The following is a 21,457-nucleotide window of genomic DNA, read 5'->3' as shown; positions in this document are numbered from 1 at the left end:
AAACCCTAGCGCCGGGCGCCTCCTACTCGAGGTCCTCCTTCTCCGGGAGGATCCAGCTGAGGACCATCGAGACGATGGTGATGATCAGCGCGCCGATGACCGCGTCCCACCAGAACTTCGTGATGACGAAGCTCAGCCCGAGGGGCTGGGAGAGCCACTCGGTCAGCTGCAGCAGGAAGGCGTTGACGATGAACGTGAACAGCCCCAGGGTCAGCACGATCGCGGGGAAGGCGAGAACCTTGGCGATCGGCTTGACCACGGCGTTGACGACACCGAAGACGAGGGCGACGAGGATGATGGTCGTGAACTTGGCGGCGAAGGTGGTGTCGTCGCCCGCGAGCACGATGCCGTCGACGAGCCAGGCCGCGACCCACAGCGCGACGGCGTTGACGCCGGTCCTGATGAGGAAATTCAGCATGCGCCCATGATGTCAGCATTGCCAGCACGCGCATCCGGCCACGTGATACCCGCTACAGCCCGGCGCCACGACCAGCGGACCTGTGGTCCCCTGTGTGGTCATACTTGTCCGTCGGGAGACCGAGGATCACGAACGGCCTGTGGCGAGGCCGATGGAGGAGCAGCAGATGAGCGGCGAGGGAGCCGACCGGCCGGGACGGCGCCACGACCTGTGGGACGAGGACACCCCTGCGGCCTCCTCCGGCGGCGCGGCGACGACCCGCACGCGGGGTGGACGGCACGGATCCGACCGAAGGGGGTGGCCCTGGTGGGTCATCCTCCTCGCCATCCTGCTCGTCCTGCTGCTGTGCCTCGGCGGTTCCTTCCTCGCCTTCGGCGGGGACGACGATGACGAGGCGTCCTCGTGCGGCGAGGACCCGATCCTGGTCGCCGCCGCACCGGAGATCTCCGACGCGCTGGACACGGCGCTGCAGGAGGTGGAGAAGAAGCAGGACTGCGCCGACTTCGAGGTCAGCTCGACCGACTCCGCCCAGGCCGCCAAGAGCATCAACGAGGGCCGCGCCCCCGATGTGTGGGTCCCGAGCAGCTCCACCTGGATCGACGCCCTCGACGAGGACAAGACGAAGGGCACCTGGGTCCCCGGGCACTCCATCGCGACCTCCCCGGTGACCCTCGCCGTGGGCTCCGAGGCGAAGGACGCGCCCTCCGAGGTCTCCTCCTGGGGCACCCTCCTGCGGGAGCAGGGCACCCTTCGCATGGCCAATCCGGATGGCGACACCGCCAGCCGCCTGGCCTTCCACGCCAGCCGCATCGGCGAGCCGGACCAGATCGGCCTGGAGACCGGCAAGCGCCTGATCTTCCTCTCCCGCTTCGCCGCCCCGTCGGTGGAGAAGCTGCTGGCCGACTACGAGGGCGACCCGCGATCGACCGACCCCTTCCCCGCCTCCGAGCAGCAGGTCGCCGAGTGGAACCGCAAGCACGAGAAGGCCCCGCCGCTGCACGCCGTGGTCCCCGAGAAGGGCACGCTGAGCCTGGACTACCCGTGGATCACCAACCCCGAGCTCGAGGGTGAGCTCGGCGACGCCGTCGACTCGGCGCGGACCGAGCTCGGCTCGCTCGAGGTCCGGCAGGCCCTGACGAAGGCCGGCTTCCGCACCTCCGACGGCAAGGAGGGGCCGACGATCGACGGGCAGGAGGCGGACGGCTTCGAGGAGCTGGAGCCGCTCTCCCGCAGCGAGCGGGTCGACGCCGTGGAGCAGTGGGACACGCTGCGCACGGACATGCGGATGCTCGCGCTCGTCGACGTCTCCGGGTCGATGCGGTGGGACAGCCCGACACCGGGCATGAGCCGCTGGGACGTCACCCAGGGCTCCCTCGAGGAGGGCCTGAAGATCCTGCCCGACGGCAGCCAGGTCGGCGCGTGGGTCTTCAGCTCCGAGCGCGACGGCAAGAAGGACTACGAGTCCATCGCGAAGGTGGCGCGCCTCGACTCCCGGCAGGGATCGCAGACCCACCGGGAGGAGATGGCCGACATCGTCGCCGACGCCGAGGAGCTCATCGGCGGCGACACCGGTCTCTACGACTCGATCTGGGCCAGCTACCAGAAGATGGCCGAGGACTACGACCCCGACTACGTCAACTCGGTCGTGGTCTTCACCGACGGCGAGAACGACGATCCGACCGGCGGCCTGAGCCTCAAGCAGCTGCTGAAGAAGCTCGACGAGGCCTACGACTCCAAGAAGCCCGTGCGCGTCGTCACCATCGGCATGGGCGAGGCGGACCCCGACGCGCTGCAGAAGATCTCCGACGAGACCGGCGGCACGTCCTACATCGCCGAGACCCCCGACGACATCCAGCGGGTCTTCGTCCAGGCGCTGCTCGCCCGCTGACATCGGTCCCGAGGCGGGAATGCCGCCCGCGGCCCCGCTGCCCACTTGCTACTCGTCACCTGGTCGACGCGGGCGGTACTGGCCCCCCGGCTGCAACAGAGCACCCCGAGTCTGGGACCGACTCGCACCGCAGGGGGCGGAGGTCTAGGGTGACGCGGTGCCTCGCCTCAGGGCCCTGCTGGCCGACACCCGCCCGTTGCAGGTGCCGGAGTACCGGCGACTCTTCAACGCGCAGATCATCACGGTCATCGGTGCGCAGCTGACGATCGTCACGGTGCCGGCGCAGATCTACGCGATCACCGGGTCCAGCGCGTACGTCGGCCTCACCGGGCTCTTCGGCCTCGTGCCCCTCGTCGTGTTCGGGCTCTACGGCGGCTCGCTGGCCGACCACTTCGACCGTCGCCGCCTGCTCACCCTCACCACCTCGGGCCTGATCATCACCTCGGGCCTGCTCTGCCTGCAGGCGGCGCTGGGCAACGAGAACGTCTGGCTGCTGCTCGGGATCTTCTCGCTGCAGCAGGCCTGCTTCGCGGTCAACCAGCCGACCCGGTCGGCAGTCCTGCCACGGATCATGCCCGCACGGCTGCTCCCGGCCGCGAACGCCCTGAACATGACCGTCTTCACCGGTGGCGCGATCGCCGGGCCCCTCGTCGGCGGCGCACTCATCCCGGTCCTCGGCTTCTCCTGGCTCTACCTCGTGGACACGATCTTCCTCTTCGCGACGCTGCGTGCGGTGCTGCTCCTGCCCCCGCTGCCCGTCGAGGCGGTCGCGGGCTCCTCCCCCGGGCTGCGCTCGGTCATCGACGGCTTCGTCTACCTGGGCACCCAGCCGGTGCTGCTCATGTCCTTCGTCGTCGACCTCATCGCGATGGTCTGCGGCATGCCCCGGGCGCTGATCCCCGAGATGGCCGACGTCAACTTCGGCGGTCCGGCGGGTGGCGGCCTGGCCTTCGCGGTGCTCTACGCCGCGATGCCGGCCGGGAGCTTCCTCGGTGGGGTCTTCTCGGGATGGGTCTCCCGGGTCGAGCTGCAGGGCCGCGCGGTGGCCGCGGCCATCGTCGTGTGGGGCGCCGCGATCATCGGCTTCGGCGCCGCGGTGGGCCTGGCGGGCGGCTCCGCCCTGCCCTGGCTGTGGGTTGCCGCCGTCTTCTTCGCCCTCGGCGGGGCCGCAGATGCCGCCTCCGCGGCCTTCCGCTCGACGATGCTGCAGAGCGCGGCCACGGACGCGATGCGTGGCCGCCTGCAGGGCGTCTTCATCGTCGTCGTGGCCGGCGGTCCGCGGCTGGCCGACGTCCTCCACGGGCTCGTGGCGGCTCCGTTCGGCACGGTGACGACCACGATCGGTGGCGGGGCTCTCGTGGTCCTCGGCACCCTGCTGGCCATCCGGCTGGTTCCCGCCTTCGTCCGGTACCGCGTCCCGCGCGCCGCCTGAACCGACCCCGGCAGCCCACGCTCCTCCCCCTTCGCTCCGCGGGCGAAGGGAGTCAGCCGCACGTCGTGGCGGAGTGCTGCCTGCAGCAGTTTGTACGGAGGTGAGGGGAGGGGTAGCGTCTACTACGTCATGTCGTACTAGGCGTCGTAGGAGACCTGATGGACGTCCTCGACCTCGCGCGGTGGCAGTTCGCGATCACCACCGTGTACCACTTCTTCTTCGTCCCGGTCACGATCGGCCTGTCCGCGATCGTCGCCTGGTACCACTCCCGCTGGATCCGCACGCGCGACGAGGGACACCTGCGGATGGCGAAGTTCCTCGGCAAGCTCTTCACCATCAACTTCGCGCTCGGGCTCGTCACGGGCATCGTCCAGGAGTTCCAGTTCGGCATGAACTGGTCGACCTACAGCCGCTTCGTCGGGGACGTCTTCGGCGCCCCGCTGGCCCTCGAGGCGCTGCTCGCCTTCTTCCTCGAGTCGACCTTCCTGGGCCTGTGGATCTTCGGCTGGGGTCGTATCCCCGAGCGGCTGCACGCGGCCACGATGTGGATCGTGCACATCGGCACGGTGCTCTCGGCGTACTTCATCCTCGCCGCGAACTCCTTCATGCAGCACCCGGTCGGCTACGAGATCAACGAGGCGACCGGCCGCGCCGAGATGACCGACTTCGTCGCGGTCCTGACCAACCCGGTCCAGCTCGTCGCCTTCCCCCACGTCATCACCGCCTGCTACCTCGTCGGCGGCGCCCTCGTCATGGCCGTCGGCCTGCACAAGCTGCGCCGGGGCAAGGCGAAGGGCGGCCCCGACGCCGACCGCCGGATGTACCGCCACGCGACCCGGCTGGGCGCCGTCGTCGTCCTCGTCGCCGGCCTCGGCGTCGCGATCAGCGGCGACCTCCAGGGCAAGGTGATGACCGACGTGCAGCCGATGAAGATGGCCGCCGCTGAGGCCCTGTACGACACCCCGCCCGAGGGGCAGTGCGCCCCCTTCTCCGTCCTGACCGTCGCCGGGCTCGGCGGCGAGGACCCGACGCACGTCATCGAGGTGCCCTGCCTGCTCTCCTTCCTCGGCACGGGCACCTGGGACGGCGAGGTGCGTGGCATCTCCGACATCGAGCAGGAGTACCAGTCCACGTACGCCGACGGTGAGCTCACCGCGGCCGACACCTACGTCCCGCCGATCGCGATGACCTACTGGAACTTCCGGCTCATGATGGCCACCGGCTTCATCGCCATGGCCGTCGGGGCCTGGGCCCTGTGGGCCACCCGCCGGGACCACGTGCCCATGCAGCGGTGGGTCCAGCCGATCATCGTGCTCACGCCGATCGCGACCGTCCTGGGCCACAGCTTCGGCTGGATCTTCACCGAGATCGGCCGCCAGCCGTGGGTCGTCTTCGGGGAGATGGCGACACACACCGCCGTCTCGCCGTCGGTGGGCGCGGCCGACGTGTGGACCTCGATGACCGTCTTCACGGTGCTCTACGCCGGCCTGGCCGTCGTCGAGGTCAAGCTGCTGCTCGAGTACATCCGCCGTGGCGCGGAACCCTTCGAGCCGCCGCGCCGCGTCGAGGACGACCAACCGCTGCAGTTCACCTACTGACCGGGAGCACTCACATGGATCTCATCACCGTCTGGTTCGTCCTGCTGGCCATCCTGTGGACCGGGTACCTCGTGCTCGAGGGCTTCGACTTCGGCGTCGGCATGCTGCTGCCGGTGCTCGATGGGGGCGACGGCGCCGATGGCGAGACCAGGCGACGCGCCATGCTCACGACGATCGGCCCGCACTGGGACGGCAACGAGGTGTGGCTGATCACCGCCGGCGGGGCGATGTTCGCGGCCTTCCCCCACTGGTACGCGACGATGTTCTCGGGCATGTACCTCGCGCTGCTGCTCCTCCTCGTCGTCCTCATCCTGCGCAACATGGGCCTGGAGTACCGCCACAAGCGCACCGACCGGCCGTGGGTGCGCCGCTGGGACGCGACGATCATCGGCGGGTCCGTCATCGCCCCCTTCGTCGTCGGCGTCGCACTGACCAACCTCGTCGCGGGCCTGCCGATGAGCGAGCACACGATGGGCACGACGCGCTACACCGAGTTCGACGGCTCGCTGCTCAGCCTCTTCACCCCGGTCGCGATCCTCGGCGGGGTCACCCTCACGATCCTCTGCCTGGCGCACGGCGCGCACTTCCTCGCGCTGAAGACCGACGGCGGCATCCGCGAGGACGCCCGTGGCGTGGCCACCCGGGCGGGCACGGCCTCCGCGGTCCTCGCCGTGATCCTCTTCACCGCCCTCGGCCTGGAGCACGGCACCGCCGCCTCGTGGGTGGCCTTCGGGGTCGCGGCGATCGCCCTGCTCCTCGCCGTGGCGGCCAATGCGAAGGGGGCCGAGGCCCTCGCCTTCACCGGCACCTCCGCGACGATCGCGGGTACCGTCATCGGCTACTTCCTCATCCTCTTCCCCAATGCCATCAACGGGCGGGGGTCGAGCCGGGACCTCACGCTCGAGGCCGCGGCGAGCTCGCCGATGACGCTGACGATCATGACCTGGGCGGCCGTGGTCTTCACGCCGATCATGCTCGGGTACACGGTGTGGTCCTACTGGATCTTCCGGCGGCGGCTCTCCCCGGAGCACATCCCGCAGCCGGCGGAGGCGCCGTCGGCATGAAGCCCTTCGACCCACACGTCCTGCACGTGGTCCCGGCCACCCGCCGGCCCGTGGCCACCCTCGCCGCGATCGGTGTGGCGCAGGGCGTCGCGACCATCGGGACGGCCTTCGCCCTCGCCGCGCTCGTCGTCACCGTCGTCCGCGGCGAGGACCCGACCACGCCGGCCGTCGTCACCGGAGCCTTCTTCCTCGCCCGGGCACTCCTCGGCGCTCTCTCGGAGGGCCTCGCGGCGCGCGCGGGTGCCCTCGTGGCCACGCGGTTGCGCGAGCAGCTCCTCGCCGCGTGGCTGACCCGCCCCGGCGACGCTCCGGACCACGACCGGCGGCTCACCCTCGCGGCGCAGGGCACGAGCACCGTCGAGCCCTACGTCGCCCGCTACCTGCCGGCGCTCGTCTCGGCGGCCGTCGTGCCGCCGCTGGCCATCGCCTGCCTCCTGGTCGTCGACTGGCCGAGCGCGCTCGTCGTCGTGCTCACCGTGCCACTGCTGCCGCTCTTCGCGGCCCTCATCGGGGCGAGCACCCAGGATGACACCGAGCGCCGGTGGGGGGCGCTGCGCGACCTGTCCGGGCACTTCCTCGACGTCGTGCGCGGCCTGCCGACCCTCGTCAACTACGGCCGCGCCGAGCGCCAGGTGGCCGTCATCGACGAGGTGAGCCAGCACCACCGTCGGGCGACGATGCGCACGCTGCGCCTGGCCTTCATGTCCTCCTCCGCGCTGGAGCTGCTCGCGACGATCTCCGTGGCGATCGTCGCCGTCATCGTCGGGCTGCGCCTGAGCACCGGATCCATGGACCTGCTGATCGGGCTCACCGCGATCCTCCTCGCACCGGAGGCCTACTGGCCGATCCGTCGGGTCGGCACCGAGTTCCACGCCGCCGCCGAGGGCGCCACCGCCCTGGCGGAGATCCTCCCCGAGCTGGACGCCGGGACCACCCGGGCGGCGGGTCCGGCCCCCGCGCCCGAGGCTCCGCTCCCCGAGGGGTCCGGCGGCGTCACCGTCCGCGACCTGCGCTACACCCACCCCGGGTCCGATCGACCCACTCTCGAGGGCGTCGACCTCGTCGCCGGCCCCGGGCTGACCGTCGTCACCGGCCCCTCCGGGTGCGGCAAGACGACGCTGCTCGAGGTCGTCGCCGGCTCCCGTCCGCCCGAGGACGGGGAGGTCCGCACACCCGCGGTGCACCTCGTGACCCAGCGCCCCTTCCTCGGCGCCGGCACCCTGCGGGCGAACCTGACGATCGGCGGTCCTGCCGAGTCGGTCGACATCTGGCGGGTCCTGCGCGAGGTCGGCCTCGAGGGCGTCGTCGCCGCCCTCCCCGACGGCCTGGACAGCCCGATCGGGGACGACGGCTTCGGGCTCTCCGCGGGACAGCGCGCCCGTCTCGTGCTCGCCCGCGCGCTGCTCTCGCCGGCCCCGGTCGTGCTGCTCGACGAGCCGACCGCTCACGTGGACCCCGAGTCCGCGGCGACGATCGGCGACGTCATCACCCGCCTCGCCCGGGGTCGCACGGTCATCGCGGTCAGCCACCAGGGCGAGCTCCTCGCCCGGGCCGACCAGCACCTCGACCTCGGACTCCCGGCGGTGGCCAGGTGAGCACCCCCGTCATCAGCCGCGGCCTCCTCGCCGCCGGACTCCTCGGTGGCGTGGCCACCGCCGCCGGGATCGCCCTGACGACCACCTCCGGCTGGCTCATCGTGCGCGCCGACCAACGCCCGCAGATCCTCACCCTGCTCACCGCGATCGTCGCGGTGCGCGCCTTCGGCCTGGCCCGGCCGGTCTTCCGCCACTGGGAGCGGTTGCGCAGTCACGACGTGGCCCTCGGCGACCTCGCACGCGAGCGCACGAGGACCTACGCCTCGCTCATCCCCCTCACGCCCGCACGGCTGGGCTCACGCGGCCGCGCCGACGTGCTCACCGGTGTCGTCGACGACCTCAGCGACGTCGTCGAGGCCTCGGTGCGCGTGACCGTCCCGGCGATCAGCGCGCTCGTGGCGGGCGTGCTCGCGGCCGCCCTCACGGCGGCGGTCGACCCGCGCGTCGGACTCGTCCTCGCCGGCATGCTCCTGGGAGCCCTCCTCGTGGCCGTGCTCGCCGACCGCCTCGAGACCCGGTCCCAGACCGAGGTGCTCACCGCGCGCGCCGAGGTCGCCCGCGTCGCCCAGCTCGTCTCCGGGCACTCCGACGAGCTGCGCGGCATCGGCGGCACCGCCACGGCGACCGGCTGGCTGCACGACGCACACGAGCACCTGCGCACGTGCATCGCCCGGCAGTCCAGCGGGCGGTCCCTCTCCGCCGCGATGGTGCTCGTCATCACCGGCGCCGCCACGCTCGCGGCGGCCGCCCTCGTCACCGGGTCCGACACGAGCGCACCGGTGCGGGCCATCCTCGTGCTCGCGCCGGTCGCGACCGGTGAGGCCCTCGGCGTCCTCACCGACGCCACCCGCGCGCTGGCCCGGGCCCGCGCCAGCGCGCGCCGCCTCGATGCCCTCCTCGACCAGGACCCGGCCGTGGCCGACCAGCCGGGGGCCGGCCCCCTTCGCCCCCGGCAGGCCGTCCCCCGGCTGGAGCTGACCGGCGTCACCGCCGGTTGGCTGCCCACCCGCACCGACCTCGGCCCGCTCGACCTGACCATCGAGCCCGGCGAGCGCCTCGCCGTCACCGGCCCCAACGGGAGCGGCAAGTCGACCCTGCTCGCGGTGCTCGCCCGCCACCTCGACCCCACCGGCGGGACCTACACGATCGACGGGCAGGACGCGACGGGCTCCGACGTGGAGTCGGTGCGCGCGCTCTTCGCCGTCGTCGACGACGAGCCGCACGTCTTCAACGGCACCGTCCGGGCCAACCTCGCCCTGGCGGCCCCCGGTGCCGACGACGCCGAGCTCGTCGACGCCCTCCGGCGGGCCGGTCTCGGCACGTGGCTGGCGGGACTGCCCGACGGCCTCGGGACCCGGATCGGGGGCACGGGGCGGGGTGTCTCCGGCGGCGAGCGCGCCCGCCTCTCGATCGCCCGGGCGGTGGCGAGCGGTCGGCCGATCATCCTCCTCGACGAGCCGGTCGCCCACCTGGACCACCCGACCGCCGAGTCGGTCGTCGCGGACCTGCTGACGCACGCCGGCGGGCGGTCGGTGATCATGGTGACCCACGACGGCATCGGCCTGCACCGGGTGGACCGTGTCGTGGGGATGCGGACGGAAGGAGCCGGCAGCCATGCCGAAGAGCGCGTCGCTGGGTGACCTCGAGCGGGCGGTCATGGACGTCCTGTGGTCCCACGACCCCGGGCCCGGGCTGACCGTCCGGCAGGTCCTCGACGGCCTCACCGGTCGCGACCTCGCCTACACGACCGTGATGACGGTGCTCTCACGCCTCGTGACGAAGGGGATGACCACCCGTGAGCGTGACGGCCGGGCCTGGCGCTACCGCGCCGCCGCGACCCGCGAGACACTCACCGTGCAGGCCATGCGCAGCCCGCTGCACGACCTGAGCAGCGAGGACCGGCAGGCGGCGATCCTGCACTTCCTGTCCGAGGCGAGTCCCGACGACCTTGCCGCCGTCCGCGAGGCGATGGCCGAGGTCGAGGCGAAGGGGGACCGCCCCCGGCGCCGGACGGCGGGCGGGGCGGACCCGCTCGGGTGATCGCCGCACTGCTGCTGCTCTGCGCGGCGGCACTCATCACCGCTCCGCACCTCCTCGTGCGCATCGAGCGGTTGCGACGCAGCCCCCGCGCCGCGCTCCTGCTGTGGCAGTCGCTCTCGCTGTCGGCGGTCCTCTGCCTGCTGACCGCCGGCCCGGTCGCCTGGCTGCGGCCGCGCCAGCTGCCCGCGGTCCCGGAGGTGCTCGTCATCGCGCTCGCCACCCTCGCCTCGGCTGGCGTGCTCGTCCACCTGCTGCTCAACGGGCACCAGGTGGGGACGCGGATCCGGGCGGCGCGCGACGAGCACCGCACCCTCGTCGACGTCGTCGGCCGGCACGAGGGCGCCCACACCCGGGTGCTGCCCTCACCGACCGTCTCGGCCTACTGCGTACCCGGCGCGGGCTCCCGCCTCGTGCTCACCGAGGCCACGCTCACGGCGCTCCCGGACGACCAGCTCGCGGCCGTGGTCGCCCACGAGGAGGCGCACCTGCGGGAGCGCCACGACCTCGTGCTGGAGTTCTTCACCGTGCTGCACACCGCCGCCCCGCGGGTGGTCCGGGCCGGGCCCGCGCTCGAGGAGGTCGCCCTGCTCGTCGAGGTGCTGGCCGACCGGGCGGCCCGCGAGCAGGTCGGCGAGGTCTCGCTCGGGCGGGCCATCCTCTCGCTCGCCGAGGCCGCCCACGCCCTCACGCCCGGCGCCTCGGCCGGCGCCGGATCCGCGGCCACCCGGCTGCGCCTCCTCGCGACCGACGACCCGGCCCCGTGGCAGACCCTCGTGCTCCACCTCGCCTGGCTGGCGGCGCTGCTCCTCCCGCCGGTGCTCGCGCTCTCGGTGGCCGGCTGACCCCCTTCGCTCCCGTGAGGCACCTGGTCACTCCTACCCATGTGCACCAGGGGGCGGATCATCTACTGTTACGGTCCAGGTGGCCCCGCCCGAGGCGCCACACCGACGAGGGGGAGACCATGCCCATCCACGGATCGCTGTTCACCGACTTCGAGGAGGCCACGACCTCCGACCAGTTCTCGTTGCAGAACAAGAAGCTCCTCAAGGTGCAGATGGGCCACGGCCCCGTCATGGCCAAGCTCGGCTCGATGGTCGCCTACCAGGGCGATGTCCGCTTCGAGAACAAGGGCTCCGGGGGCATCGGCAAGTTCCTCAAGCAGGCCGCCACCGGTGAGGGCGTGAGCATGATGACCTGCACCGGGCAGGGCGAGATGTTCCTCGGCTCCGAGGCCGACGACATCCAGATCATGTACCTCAAGGACGACATGGTCTCGGTCAACGGCAACAGCGTCCTCGCCTTCTCCGCCTCGATCGACTGGGACATCAACCGGATCCAGGCCCGCGGCGCCGCGATGACCGGGGGGCTCTACAACGTCACCCTCCGGGGCACCGGGTACGTCGCCATCACGACGAAGGGGGAGCCCGTCGCCCTCGACGTCGCGAGCGCGCCCACCTTCGGCGACGCGCAGGCCGTGGTGATGTGGACCGGCGGGGTGCGCATGGACATCAAGGTCGACACGGGTGGGCTGAAGTCGATGGTGCGCGGAGGGACCGGGGAGACCTTCCAGATGGCCTTCAGCGGGCAGGGGTACGTCCTGGTCCAGCCCGCCGAGAACGTCACCGACGGGTCCCACCAGAGCCAGTCCGGCCGGGGAGGCGGGGGACTGGGGGACCTGCTCGGTGGCTGACCGCCCGCGCAGCCTGCTGCTGGCCGTCGGCTGCCTGGTCGCGGGCGCGCTCGCCGTGCTCCTCGCCCTCACCGCGACCTCCGTACTCGAGACGCTGCTCGTCGGTGGGCAGACGCGGCACTGGTGCGAGGGGACGCGCAGCTACGAGAGCCCCAGCGGCCCGGTGCAGCGGTGCGTCCGCGAGCGCGATGACCACAACCTGGTCGTCGACGACCGCCACCGGCTGGAGCTCTACCGCGGGGGCTCCCCCGACCGGTACGACGCGCAGCCGTGGCCCTTCCGCGGCAAGGAGATCACGGTCGCCTTCGAGCCGGACGGGGTGAGGGTGAGCGACGCCGAGGGCACGACGGTGACCTATCCGAACTCCCTGTACGACGACTCCCGCTGACTCTTTCGAGGGCCCGCGCTGAACGACGGGGAGCGTCATGGGTCACAATCGGGTCCCATGACCTATGTCGTGACCCCTGACGCCACCGCGATCGCATGAGCGACTTCCCGACCGCCGGTGACCCGGCCCCCACCGACTCCGACACCCTCGGTGCCATCCCCCCGGTGGTCACCGTCACCTACTGCACCTGGTGCGGCGACTCCCTCACCAAGGGCAGCCACGTCACCTGTCGCGCGAACCTCGAGCACGAGCCCCCGCGCCACTGCAGCAGCTGCCGTCGCGAGCTGCGCGTGACCACGGAGGGGAGCCGCTGGAGCGCCGTCTGCAAGAAGCACGGCGAGTCCTCCGGTGAGCTGAGCGCCTAGCGCCACCGACGGAGGCGGCCTCCGCCCCCCCCGGCACAAATTTGCACGGTCTGGACAGAAGTGCAAAACTGCACTCCGTGACCCAAAGTGCAATCACCGACCACGCGCGCCGGCGCCGCGCGTCGATCGTGACCACCGCACAGGACCTCGCGGTGCGCCACGGCTACTCCGGCTTCACGATCGAGGACCTCGCCGAGGCGGTGGGGTGCTCGCGCCGGACGCTCTTCAACCACGTCTCCTCCAAGGAGGAGGCCGTCCTCGGCGCCCTGCCCCACCTCGACGAGGAGCACGTGGCCGTGCTGCGCTCCGGCGGGCCCACCGGCGACCTCGTCGAGGACCTCGTCACGACGATCGTCGAGTCCCTCGGTGGGAGCGCCCCGACCGTCGCGGACTGGCAGCGGATGAAGGACGTCTGCCAGCGCAACCCGGAGCTGCTCATGCGGGTCCAGGAGCACGTCGAGGAGCTCGTCACCCAGCTCATCGGACACCTCTCCGAGCGACGAGGCGTCGACGACGCCCGTGCGCGAATCGCTCTGGCCCTCGCCGGCGCCGTCGTCCAGACCACGGTCCACGACCTCATCGAGAACCCCTCGACCGCGGGGCAGGAGACCGACCTGGCAGAGCAGGTCCACGACAACCTCGAGATCGCCCGGGAGCTGCTCACGCCCGGCGGGTGACTCCCCCTTCGTCCATCCCGGCCCCGACGACGTGGCCACCACCCGCACACGCCCGAAAGGCACCCCATGGCACACGCCCTCTACCGGCTCGGCCGGCTGGCCCACCGCCGGTGGCCGGCCTTCCTCATCGGCTGGCTCATCGTCCTCATCGGCATCGGCACGGCCGCGAGCACGATCGCCAAGCCGATGAGCGACCAGTTCACGATCCCCGGGATCCCCTCCGAGCAGGCCCAGGACCTGCAGCAGGAGCTCTTCCCGAACTCACCGGACCCGATGGACCAGGCGACCGGCACCGTCGTCGTCTCCGCGCCGAAGGGTGAGAAGCTCTCCGACCCGCAGAACATGCAGAAGGTCGAGAAGCTGGTCACCGACCTGCGCGACGTGCCGCAGGCGGGCAACCCCAAGCAGTTCGTGGGCCCCGTGATCGCGGCGAAGGGGGTCCAGCAGCAGTATCAGAAGGCCGCCCAGGCGCAGGGGATGCCGGAGCCGGTCGCGAAGGACAACGCCGCAGCGGTCTCCCCACTCAGCGACGACGGCCGGATCGGGATGATCGAGTGGACCTTCGACGCCGACACCGTCACCGACGTGGAGCCGGCCACCCAGGAGGCGGTGCACGACGTCGTCCAGGACGCCCGCGACTCCGGCCTGACCGTCGAGGTCACCGGCAGCGGGATGCAGGGCATGCCCGACATGGGTGTGAAGAGCGAGCTCATCGGCGTCGCCGTGGCCCTGCTCGTGCTCGTCCTGACCTTCGGCTCGCTCGTGGCCGCCGGGCTGCCGATCCTCACCGCCCTCGTCGGGGTCGGCATCGGCACCCTCGGCGTCACGGCCGCGACCGCCTTCGTCGACCTCGGGACCACCACCCCGATCCTGGCCACGATGCTCGGCCTGGCCGTCGGCATCGACTACGCCCTCTTCATCCTCTCCCGGTACCGCACCGAGCTGCGGCACACCGAGGACCGGGGGCACGCGATGGGGCTGGCCGTCGGTCGCGCCGGGTCCGCCGTCGTCTTCGCCGGCATGACCGTCATCATCGCGCTCGTCGCGCTGGCCGTCGTGCAGATCCCCTTCCTCACCGCGATGGGCCTGGCCGCCGCAGCGACCGTCCTCGTGGCCGTGCTCGTCGCGCTCACGCTGCTGCCGGCGGTGCTCGGCATGCTGGGACGGCGCGCATTCGCGGGTCAGGTCCGCCAGGACAAGGTCGTCGACGAGGGCGAGGACGTCGTCAACGGCGGCACCCGCTGGGCCCGCGCCGTCGGCCGGCACCCGGTGGTCGCCGTGATCGTCGTGGTCCTCGCCCTCGGCGGGCTCGCCGTGCCGGCCAAGGACCTGCACCTCGCCCTGCCGAGCGACTCCACCGCGGCCGCGGACAGCGACCAGGGCCGCGCCGCAGCGCTGATCCGGGACGGCTTCGGCCCGGGCCAGGAGGCCCGGATGGTCGTGGTCGTCGACGCCCGCGACCTGGGCGCGCGCAAGGCCGCGCAGCTCTACCAGGAGACGGTCCGGGACCTGTCCTCGCTGGACGGGGTCGCCAACGCCCAGGTCGTCGGCACCAACGACGAGGGCACCGGGGCACGCGTGCTCGTCACCCCGAGCACGGGGCCGAGCGACCAGGCCACCGAGGAGCTGCTGCACACCGTCCGCGACCACATGGACCGGCAGGAGCGCCTCACCGGCGCCACGATCGGCGTCACCGGCCTCAACGCGATCCAGGTGGACGTCTCCGAGAAGCTGCAGCAGGCGCTCGCGCCGTATCTCGCCGTGGTCGTCGGCCTCGCCTTCCTGCTGCTGATGCTCGTCTTCCGCTCGGTGCTCGTGCCGCTCACCGCGACGCTCGGCTTCGTCCTCTCGACGGTGGCCACCCTCGGGGCGACGGTGCTCTTCTTCCAGGAGGGCGCGCTGGGGCTCGTCGAGGGAGCGCCGCTCGTCAGCTTCCTGCCGATCCTGATGATCGGGATCGTCTTCGGGCTGGCGATGGACTACCAGGTCTTCCTCGTCACCCGGATGCGCGAGAGCTACGTGCACGGCGCCACCGCCCCGGAAGCGGTGATCGACGGGTTCCGGCACGGGGCCCGGGTCGTCGCCGCCGCGGCGGCGATCATGATCTCCGTCTTCTCGGCCTTCATCCTGCAGCCGGACAACCTCATCAAGTCGATGGGCTTCGCGCTGGCGACCGCCGTCCTGCTCGACGCCTTCGTCGTGCGGATGGTCCTCATCCCGGCGCTGATGTTCCTCCTCGGCGACCGTGCCTGGCGGATGCCCCGCTGGCTGGACCGGCTGCTGCCGAATGTCGACGTCGAGGGTGAGGCGCTCACCCGACGTGCCAACGAGGAGGTGGCCGCGAGCGCCGAGCCGGAGCCGAGCCCGGTCCCGTGAGCCGAAGGGGGTCGGCCCGGCCGGGCCACGGGAGCAGCACCGACTAGGATCACGACCAGGGAGGGCGACCATGGGGGTGGGCCCGCAGGACAGGGAGCACCGGATGCGTCGGACACGCGTGGCGATCCTCGGGGCCGGCAACATCGGCTGCTACCTCGGGGGCTGGCTGGCTGCTGCGGCCGACGTCACCCTCATCGGGCGCGAGGCCCGGATCTCCGCCATCGCGCGGGACGGCCTGACCGTGACCGACCTGCGGGGGCGCTCGCGCACCGTCCGACCGGAGACCCTCACCCTCGCCACCGACGCCAGCGCCGTCCGGGGCTCGGACTACGTGCTGCTCACCACCAAGACGCTCGGCACGACCGCCGCGATCGCCGGGGCCGCGCCGCACCTGGACCAGGACTCGATCATCGTCTCCTTCCAGAACGGCATCGCCAACGCCGACCTCATCGACGAGGCCCTCGCCCCCACGTTCCCGAGCCGGGCCTCCCGCCCGCTGGTCCTCGCGGGGATGGTCCCCTTCAACGTCGTGGCGCCCGAGGCCACCAGCTGGTTGCAGACGGTGAGCGGACGGGTACGGGTCAAGGACCACCCGAGGATCGACCCCTTCGTCCGGGCCGCGCAGGGCAGCGGGATCCGGGTGGACCTCGAGCCGGACATGCGCCCCGTCCTCTGGGGCAAGTTGCTGCTGAACCTCAACAACGCCGTCAACGGCCTCACCGGACTCCCGCTGGCCCAGCAGCTGCGGGACCGGGACGCCCGGATGGTGCTCGCCGGCTGCCAGGAGGAAACGCTGGCCGTCGCCCGACGACTGGGCACGCAGCCGGCCCGCACCTCGCCGCTACCGCCGGCACTGGTCCCGGCGCTGCTGCGCTCCCCCACCCCCGTCTTCGCCGCCCTCTCCCGCTCCACGCTGCAGGTATCGCCGGAGGCGCGCTCCTCGATGGCCGAGGACCTGGACGCGGGCCGCCCCACCGAGATCCGGGAGTTCCAGGGCACGGTCGCCGCACTCGGACGCGCGCACGGCGTGCCCACCCCCGTGTGCGGGCGCGTCGTCGACCTCGTCCGCGAGGCGGAGACCCGGGGGCGGGAGCGGACCCGCTGGCCAGGGGGCCGGCTGCGCCAGGCCGTCGGGGTCTGACGGGCCCCTCGCAGCACCCACCCAGCCCCGTGGGAGACCATGGGGGTCATGAGTGACTACCGGATCACCGTGGTGTGCACCGGCAACATCTGCCGGTCACCGATCGCCGAATTCGTGCTGCGCGAACGCTTCCGGGCCGCCGGCCTCGCCGACCGGGTCAGCGTCGACTCCGCGGGGACCACCGCCTGGGAGGAGGGCAACCCGCCCGACCCCCGCACCCTGGACGTCCTCGCCCGCCACGGGCACACCGGCGACTACTCAGGCCACCACGCCCGGGTCTTCGACAAGCGCTGGTTCCCCGACATCGACCTCGTGCTCGCCGCCGACCACGGCCACTGGTCCGTGCTGCGGCGGCTCGCCACGACCGATGCGGACAAGGACAAGATCCGGATGATCCGCGCCTTCGACCCCTCCGGACCGAAGGGGGACGCCCTCTCCATCGACGACCCCTGGTACGGGGACGAGAGCTCCTTCGACCAGACCTACGCCGAGGTGGACGCGGCGGCCGACGGGATCGTGGACTTCGTGCGGCGGCAGCTGGCGCACTGACGCACCCTGAGGAGCGTTTCCCGTCACGTAGCCTCGGGCCATGGGTACCCCTTCGCCCCGACGCCGTGCACGCATCGTGGCCGGGGTGCTCGTCCTGCTGTGGCTGGCGGTCGCCGGGATCGGCGGCCCGCTCGTCGGGCAGCTGAGCAGCGTCCAGAACAACGACCAAGCCTCCTTCCTGCCCGACGACGCGGAGTCGACCCGGGTGGCGGACCGTCTCGGCGAGTTCGGCGCCGACACGACCCTCCCGCTCCTGCTCGTCGTCGAGGACGAGGACGGGATCGACCGGTCTGCCCTCGGTGGGCTGCAGGGGTGGGCGAAGCGGCTGCCACAGCAGCACGTCGAGGGCGTGCCGGGCACGCTCGAGGACTACCTGGCCGAGTCGAAGGTCCCGGTCATCCCCGCAGAGGACGGAAAGGCAGCACTCGTCCCGCTGACCCTCGACGCCGCGAAGGCGGAGAAGACCGTCGACGGCACAGGGGTCTCGACGTCGGTCGTCGACGCGTTGCGGGGCGGGCTGGCCCCGGACGTGGCCGGCCAGGTCTCGGTCACCGGGCCGGCCGGGTTCTCCGCCGACCTGGGGGAGGCCTTCGCCGGCATCGACGGGATCCTGCTCCTCGTCGCGCTCGTCGTCGTGCTCGTCATCCTCGTGGTCGTCTACCGCAGCCCGATCCTGCCCTTCGTCGTCCTCACGACCAGCGTCTTCGGCCTCGCCCTCGCGGCGCTGCTGATCTACCCGATGGCCGATGCCGGCTGGATCCAGCTCTCCGGGCAGAGCCAGGGCATCCTCTTCATCCTCGTCGTCGGCGCGGCGACCGACTACTCGCTGCTGCTCGTCGCGCGCTACCGCGAGGAGCTGCACCGGGCGGACCCGGTCCCCGCGCTGCGCGTGGCCTGGCGGCAAACCCTGGGCCCGGTGGCCGCCAGCGGGCTGACGGTCATCGCCGGCCTGCTGTGCCTGCTCCTCTCCGACCTGGGCAACATCTCCGGGCTCGGCCCGATCGGCGCCCTCGGCATCACCGGGGCGATGGTCGCGGCCCTGACCCTCCTGCCGGCGGCCCTGGCACTCCTGGGTCGGGTCGCCTTCTGGCCCTCCGTGCCCCGACTCGGGGAGGAGCCCCGGCACCGCCTGTGGTCGGGTGTCGCCGACCGGGTCACCCGCCGCCCGCGCCCGACGTGGATCATCACCGCCGCGCTCATGCTCGTCGCCGCGGGCGCCGCCACGACCTTCAACGCCTCGGGGATCACGCAGGCGCAGTTCTTCACCACGGACGTCGAGTCGGTGCGGGGGCAGGAGGTCATCGACGAGCACTTCGACGGCGGTGACCAGCAACCGGTCCGGGTGATCGTCCCGGAGTCCGCCGCGGACGAGGCGAAGGGAGTGCTGACCGACCACCCGCAGGTGGCCGACCGGGTCGAGGAGACGCCTTCGAGGGAGGACTCCGGTGACGTCCTGCTGAGCGCGCCGCTGACCGTCGGCTCCGAGTCGGACCAGGCCCTCGATGTGGTGCGCGAGCTGCGGGAGCAGCTCGACTCCATCGGTCCCGAGGCGATCGTCGGTGGGGCGAGCGCCACGACCGTCGACACCGACGACGCGAGCCAGCGCGACTACGTCGTCGTCATCCCGGCCATCCTGCTCGTCGTCACGCTCATCCTCCTCGTCCTCCTGCGCTCGGTCGCGGCCGCGCTGATGCTCGTCACGGTCAACGTGCTCAGCTTCGCCGCGACGCTCGGGATCGCCGCGGTGGTCTTCAACCACGTCCTGGGCTACCCGGGGGCAGACCCCTCGACGCCGGTGCTGGCCTTCGTCTTCCTCGTCGCGCTCGCTGTCGACTACTCGATCTTCCTCATGACCCGTGCCCGTGAGGAGGCGACCGCAGTGGGTACCCGTCGCGGGATCCCCCGCGCCGTCGCGGTGACCGGTGGCGTGATCACCAGTGCCGGCGTCGTGCTCGCAGCGACCTTCTCGGCACTGTGGGTGATCCCGCTGCTCTTCCTCGCCCAGATCGCCTTCGTCGTCGCCTTCGGAGTCCTGCTGGACACGATCGTCACCCGCTCGATCCTCGTGCCGGCGATCGTCGCGGACGCCGGGAACCGGATCTGGTGGCCGTGGACGGCGTCCATGACCGGTGACGCCCCACCACCCAGAGCGGCCGGGCGGCACCGCGCGCCCCGGTAGCGAGCCGGGAGCCGGCCCGGGGCGGGACGGAGGACCGCGCGGCAGGCCCCCTTCGCCTCTGGGAAGATGTGCGCATGCAGAGCCTTGCCGATGCCACCCCGCAGATCGCCCTCGGCCCGCTCGACGGGCGCTACCGACCGGCCGTCGCGCCGCTCATCGACCACCTGAGCGAGCCGGCACTGAACCGGATGCGGGTGCACGTCGAGGTCGAGTGGCTCATCCACCTGACGACCCGGCAGGTCGTGCCCGGCGTGCGGGCGCTCACGGCCGACGAGCAGGCCCGGCTGCGCTCGGTCGTCGAGAACTTCGGTCCGGAGGACATCGCGGAGATGGCCGCCACCGAGAAGGTCACGCAGCACGACGTCAAGGCGGTCGAGTACTACCTCAAGCAGCGGCTGCGCGACATCGCGCCCGCGCCCGAGGACGCCGGGCTCGCGGAGCTGATCCACTTCTGCTGCACGAGCGAGGACATCAACAACCTCGCGTACGCGCTCATGGTCCAGGGTGCGGTCGAGCAGGTGTGGCTCCCCCGGGCCGACGCGCTCGCCAAGACCGTCGCGGCGATGGCCGACGAGCTGCGCGAGGTGCCGCTGCTGGCGCACACCCACGGCCAGCCGGCGACGCCGACGACGATGGGCAAGGAGCTGGCGGTCCTCGCCCACCGCCTGCTGCGACAGCTCCGCCGGGTCGGCTCCGACGAGTACCTCGGCAAGATCAACGGCGCCACCGGTACCTACGGCGCCCACCTGGCGGCCGTCCCGGGCGCCGACTGGCAGGCGATCTCGCGGGACTTCGTCGAGCACCTCGGCCTGACGTGGAACCCGCTCACCACCCAGATCGAGTCCCACGACTGGCAGGCGGAGATCTACGCCGACATCGCGCGGTTCAACCGGGTGCTGCACAACCTGTGCACCGATGTCTGGAGCTACATCTCCCTGGGTTACTTCGCGCAGGTGCGCGGGCAGGGCACGGTCGGCTCGAGCACGATGCCCCACAAGGTCAACCCGATCCGTTTCGAGAACGCCGAGGCCAACCTCGAGGTGAGCAATGCGCTGCTCGACGTGCTCGCCGGCACGCTCGTGCAGTCGCGGCTGCAGCGCGACCTCACCGACTCCTCGATGCAGCGCAACATCGGCACCGCCCTCGGGCACTCACTGCTCGCGATCGACAACGCCAGCCGCGGGCTGGCCGGGCTGGACGCGGCTCCCGAGGCGATGGCGGCCGACCTCGACGCGAACTGGGAGGTGCTCGGCGAGCCGATCCAGTCGGTGATGCGGGCCCTCGGCGCACAGGGGGTCCCGGGCATGGAGGAGCCCTACGAGCGGCTCAAGGAGCTGACCCGCGGCCAGCGGATCGGGCAGCCCGAGCTCGTGGAGTTCGTCCGCGGGCTGGGGCTGCCCGAGGACGCGGAGGAGCGCCTCGCCGCACTCACCCCGAGCACGTACGTCGGCCTGGCGCCGACGCTGCCCGACCACCTCCGCTGACGGGGAGTCCCACCCGCCCTTCGATTCTCCGGGTGCCCCGTGCCCGGCGTGGGCGGGAATCAGGACAGTCGGACGAGCCCGGCCGGGTCCTCCGCGGGCAGCTCCCCCGCGACCAGTTCCGCGGTGACGACCTGCCGGTTGAAGGTCGTGCGCCCACCCCGCGTGGTGAGGAAGGCGGTGTCCGCGGCGTCACGGCCGGTCGCGATCCGCACCATCGACTCCCGTGGCGCGAGCCGGGTCGCGTCGACGATGTGCCAGGCCCCGTCGACCCAGGCCTCGGCGACCGCGTGGAAGTCCATCGGCTCCAGACCGGGCGCGTACACCGACACCAGCCGGGCCGGGGTACCCAGGGCCCGCAGCAGGGCGATGACGACGTGCGCGAAGTCCCGGCACACCCCGGATGCCTGCAGGATCGAGTCGACCGCGCCGTCCGTCCCCCGGCTGGCCCCGGAGATGTAGGCCATGTGCGCGTGGACCCATTCCGTGACCACCCGCACCCGCTCCGCTCCGAAGACCCCCGGGAAGAGCTGCGCCGCCATCGGCGCCAGCCGGTCGGACTCGCAGTAGCGGCTC

General features: G+C 72.1%; 19 protein-coding genes. 17 read left to right on the top strand and 2 right to left on the bottom strand.

All coding sequences use genetic code 11. The annotated features are described in order from the left end of the window. Positions 1 to 22: 22 nt before the first annotated feature. Entirely contained in the window at positions 23 to 418 is a 396-nt protein-coding gene (locus JCO01S_RS11855) for a phage holin family protein (protein ID WP_068255786.1), read from the bottom strand. 166 nt (positions 419 to 584) lie between these two features. On the opposite strand from JCO01S_RS11855, the gene JCO01S_RS11850 reads away from it, so the two are divergent. From JCO01S_RS11850 to purB, 17 genes are all read left to right on the top strand, one after another. Further along, positions 585 to 2,306 (top strand): substrate-binding and VWA domain-containing protein, encoded by a 1,722-nt coding sequence (locus JCO01S_RS11850; RefSeq protein ID WP_169796951.1) that lies wholly within the window; start codon positions 585 to 587, stop codon positions 2,304 to 2,306. A 157-nt stretch (positions 2,307 to 2,463) separates the two neighbouring features. Continuing rightward, positions 2,464 to 3,738 (top strand): MFS transporter, encoded by a 1,275-nt coding sequence (locus JCO01S_RS11845; protein WP_068255778.1) that lies wholly within the window; start codon positions 2,464 to 2,466, stop codon positions 3,736 to 3,738. A gap of 158 nt (positions 3,739 to 3,896) precedes the next feature. Then, positions 3,897 to 5,336 carry a cytochrome ubiquinol oxidase subunit I gene (locus tag JCO01S_RS11840; protein WP_068255774.1) on the top strand — a complete coding sequence of 480 codons (1,440 nt, stop codon included), beginning with the start codon at positions 3,897 to 3,899 and terminating at the stop codon, positions 5,334 to 5,336. A 14-nt stretch (positions 5,337 to 5,350) separates the two neighbouring features. Beyond that, positions 5,351 to 6,400, top strand: coding sequence for a cytochrome d ubiquinol oxidase subunit II (cydB, locus tag JCO01S_RS11835; RefSeq protein ID WP_068255770.1), 1,050 nt, complete (start codon positions 5,351 to 5,353; stop codon positions 6,398 to 6,400). Further along, the gene (gene cydD / locus JCO01S_RS11830) at positions 6,397 to 7,995 is read left to right on the top strand and encodes a thiol reductant ABC exporter subunit CydD (RefSeq protein WP_068255767.1); all 1,599 of its coding nucleotides are present in this window, start codon (positions 6,397 to 6,399) and stop codon (positions 7,993 to 7,995) included. The genes cydB and cydD overlap by 4 nt, the downstream gene beginning before the upstream one ends. Further along, positions 7,992 to 9,635 (top strand): thiol reductant ABC exporter subunit CydC, encoded by a 1,644-nt coding sequence (gene cydC / locus JCO01S_RS11825; RefSeq protein WP_068255764.1) that lies wholly within the window; start codon positions 7,992 to 7,994, stop codon positions 9,633 to 9,635. The genes cydD and cydC overlap by 4 nt, the downstream gene beginning before the upstream one ends. After that, a complete protein-coding gene (locus tag JCO01S_RS11820; protein WP_068255761.1) occupies positions 9,610 to 10,035 on the top strand; it encodes a BlaI/MecI/CopY family transcriptional regulator in 426 nt (141 codons plus the stop codon). Before cydC ends, JCO01S_RS11820 begins: the two co-directional genes overlap by 26 nt. Further along, positions 10,032 to 10,877, top strand: coding sequence for a M56 family metallopeptidase (locus JCO01S_RS11815; protein ID WP_068255759.1), 846 nt, complete (start codon positions 10,032 to 10,034; stop codon positions 10,875 to 10,877). The genes JCO01S_RS11820 and JCO01S_RS11815 overlap by 4 nt, the downstream gene beginning before the upstream one ends. 119 nt (positions 10,878 to 10,996) lie before the next feature. Beyond that, positions 10,997 to 11,725, top strand: coding sequence for an AIM24 family protein (locus JCO01S_RS11810; protein ID WP_068255753.1), 729 nt, complete (start codon positions 10,997 to 10,999; stop codon positions 11,723 to 11,725). Beyond that, on the top strand, positions 11,718 to 12,113 hold the full coding sequence (locus JCO01S_RS11805) for a hypothetical protein (RefSeq protein ID WP_068255750.1): 396 nt from the start codon (positions 11,718 to 11,720) through the stop codon (positions 12,111 to 12,113). Before JCO01S_RS11810 ends, JCO01S_RS11805 begins: the two co-directional genes overlap by 8 nt. A gap of 95 nt (positions 12,114 to 12,208) precedes the next feature. Then, the gene (gene bsaP / locus JCO01S_RS11800; protein ID WP_157074594.1) at positions 12,209 to 12,478 is read left to right on the top strand and encodes a biotin synthase auxiliary protein BsaP; all 270 of its coding nucleotides are present in this window, start codon (positions 12,209 to 12,211) and stop codon (positions 12,476 to 12,478) included. A 77-nt stretch (positions 12,479 to 12,555) separates the two neighbouring features. Beyond that, the gene (locus JCO01S_RS11795) at positions 12,556 to 13,155 is read left to right on the top strand and encodes a TetR/AcrR family transcriptional regulator (RefSeq protein ID WP_169796950.1); all 600 of its coding nucleotides are present in this window, start codon (positions 12,556 to 12,558) and stop codon (positions 13,153 to 13,155) included. Between the two features lie 66 nt (positions 13,156 to 13,221). Beyond that, entirely contained in the window at positions 13,222 to 15,531 is a 2,310-nt protein-coding gene (locus tag JCO01S_RS11790; protein WP_068255744.1) for an MMPL family transporter, read from the top strand. A 103-nt stretch (positions 15,532 to 15,634) separates the two neighbouring features. After that, on the top strand, positions 15,635 to 16,672 hold the full coding sequence (locus JCO01S_RS11785) for a 2-dehydropantoate 2-reductase (protein ID WP_084342875.1): 1,038 nt from the start codon (positions 15,635 to 15,637) through the stop codon (positions 16,670 to 16,672). A 48-nt stretch (positions 16,673 to 16,720) separates the two neighbouring features. Then, positions 16,721 to 17,221, top strand: coding sequence for a low molecular weight protein-tyrosine-phosphatase (locus JCO01S_RS11780; protein WP_068255805.1), 501 nt, complete (start codon positions 16,721 to 16,723; stop codon positions 17,219 to 17,221). 40 nt (positions 17,222 to 17,261) lie between these two features. Next, a complete protein-coding gene (locus JCO01S_RS11775) occupies positions 17,262 to 19,400 on the top strand; it encodes an MMPL family transporter (RefSeq protein ID WP_084342871.1) in 2,139 nt (712 codons plus the stop codon). Between the two features lie 74 nt (positions 19,401 to 19,474). After that, positions 19,475 to 20,884, top strand: coding sequence for an adenylosuccinate lyase (gene purB / locus JCO01S_RS11770; RefSeq protein ID WP_068255804.1), 1,410 nt, complete (start codon positions 19,475 to 19,477; stop codon positions 20,882 to 20,884). Between the two features lie 59 nt (positions 20,885 to 20,943). On the opposite strand, the gene JCO01S_RS11765 is transcribed toward purB, so the two are convergent. Further along, positions 20,944 to 21,457, bottom strand: a 514-nt coding sequence (locus tag JCO01S_RS11765) for a transglutaminase-like domain-containing protein (protein ID WP_169796949.1), incomplete at its 5' end; no start/stop codon positions are given.

It is taken from the genome of Janibacter corallicola NBRC 107790, assembly GCF_001570965.1.
GTDB lineage: Bacteria > Actinomycetota > Actinomycetes > Actinomycetales > Dermatophilaceae > Janibacter > Janibacter corallicola.
This window is presented reverse-complemented; position numbering and strand designations above follow the sequence as displayed.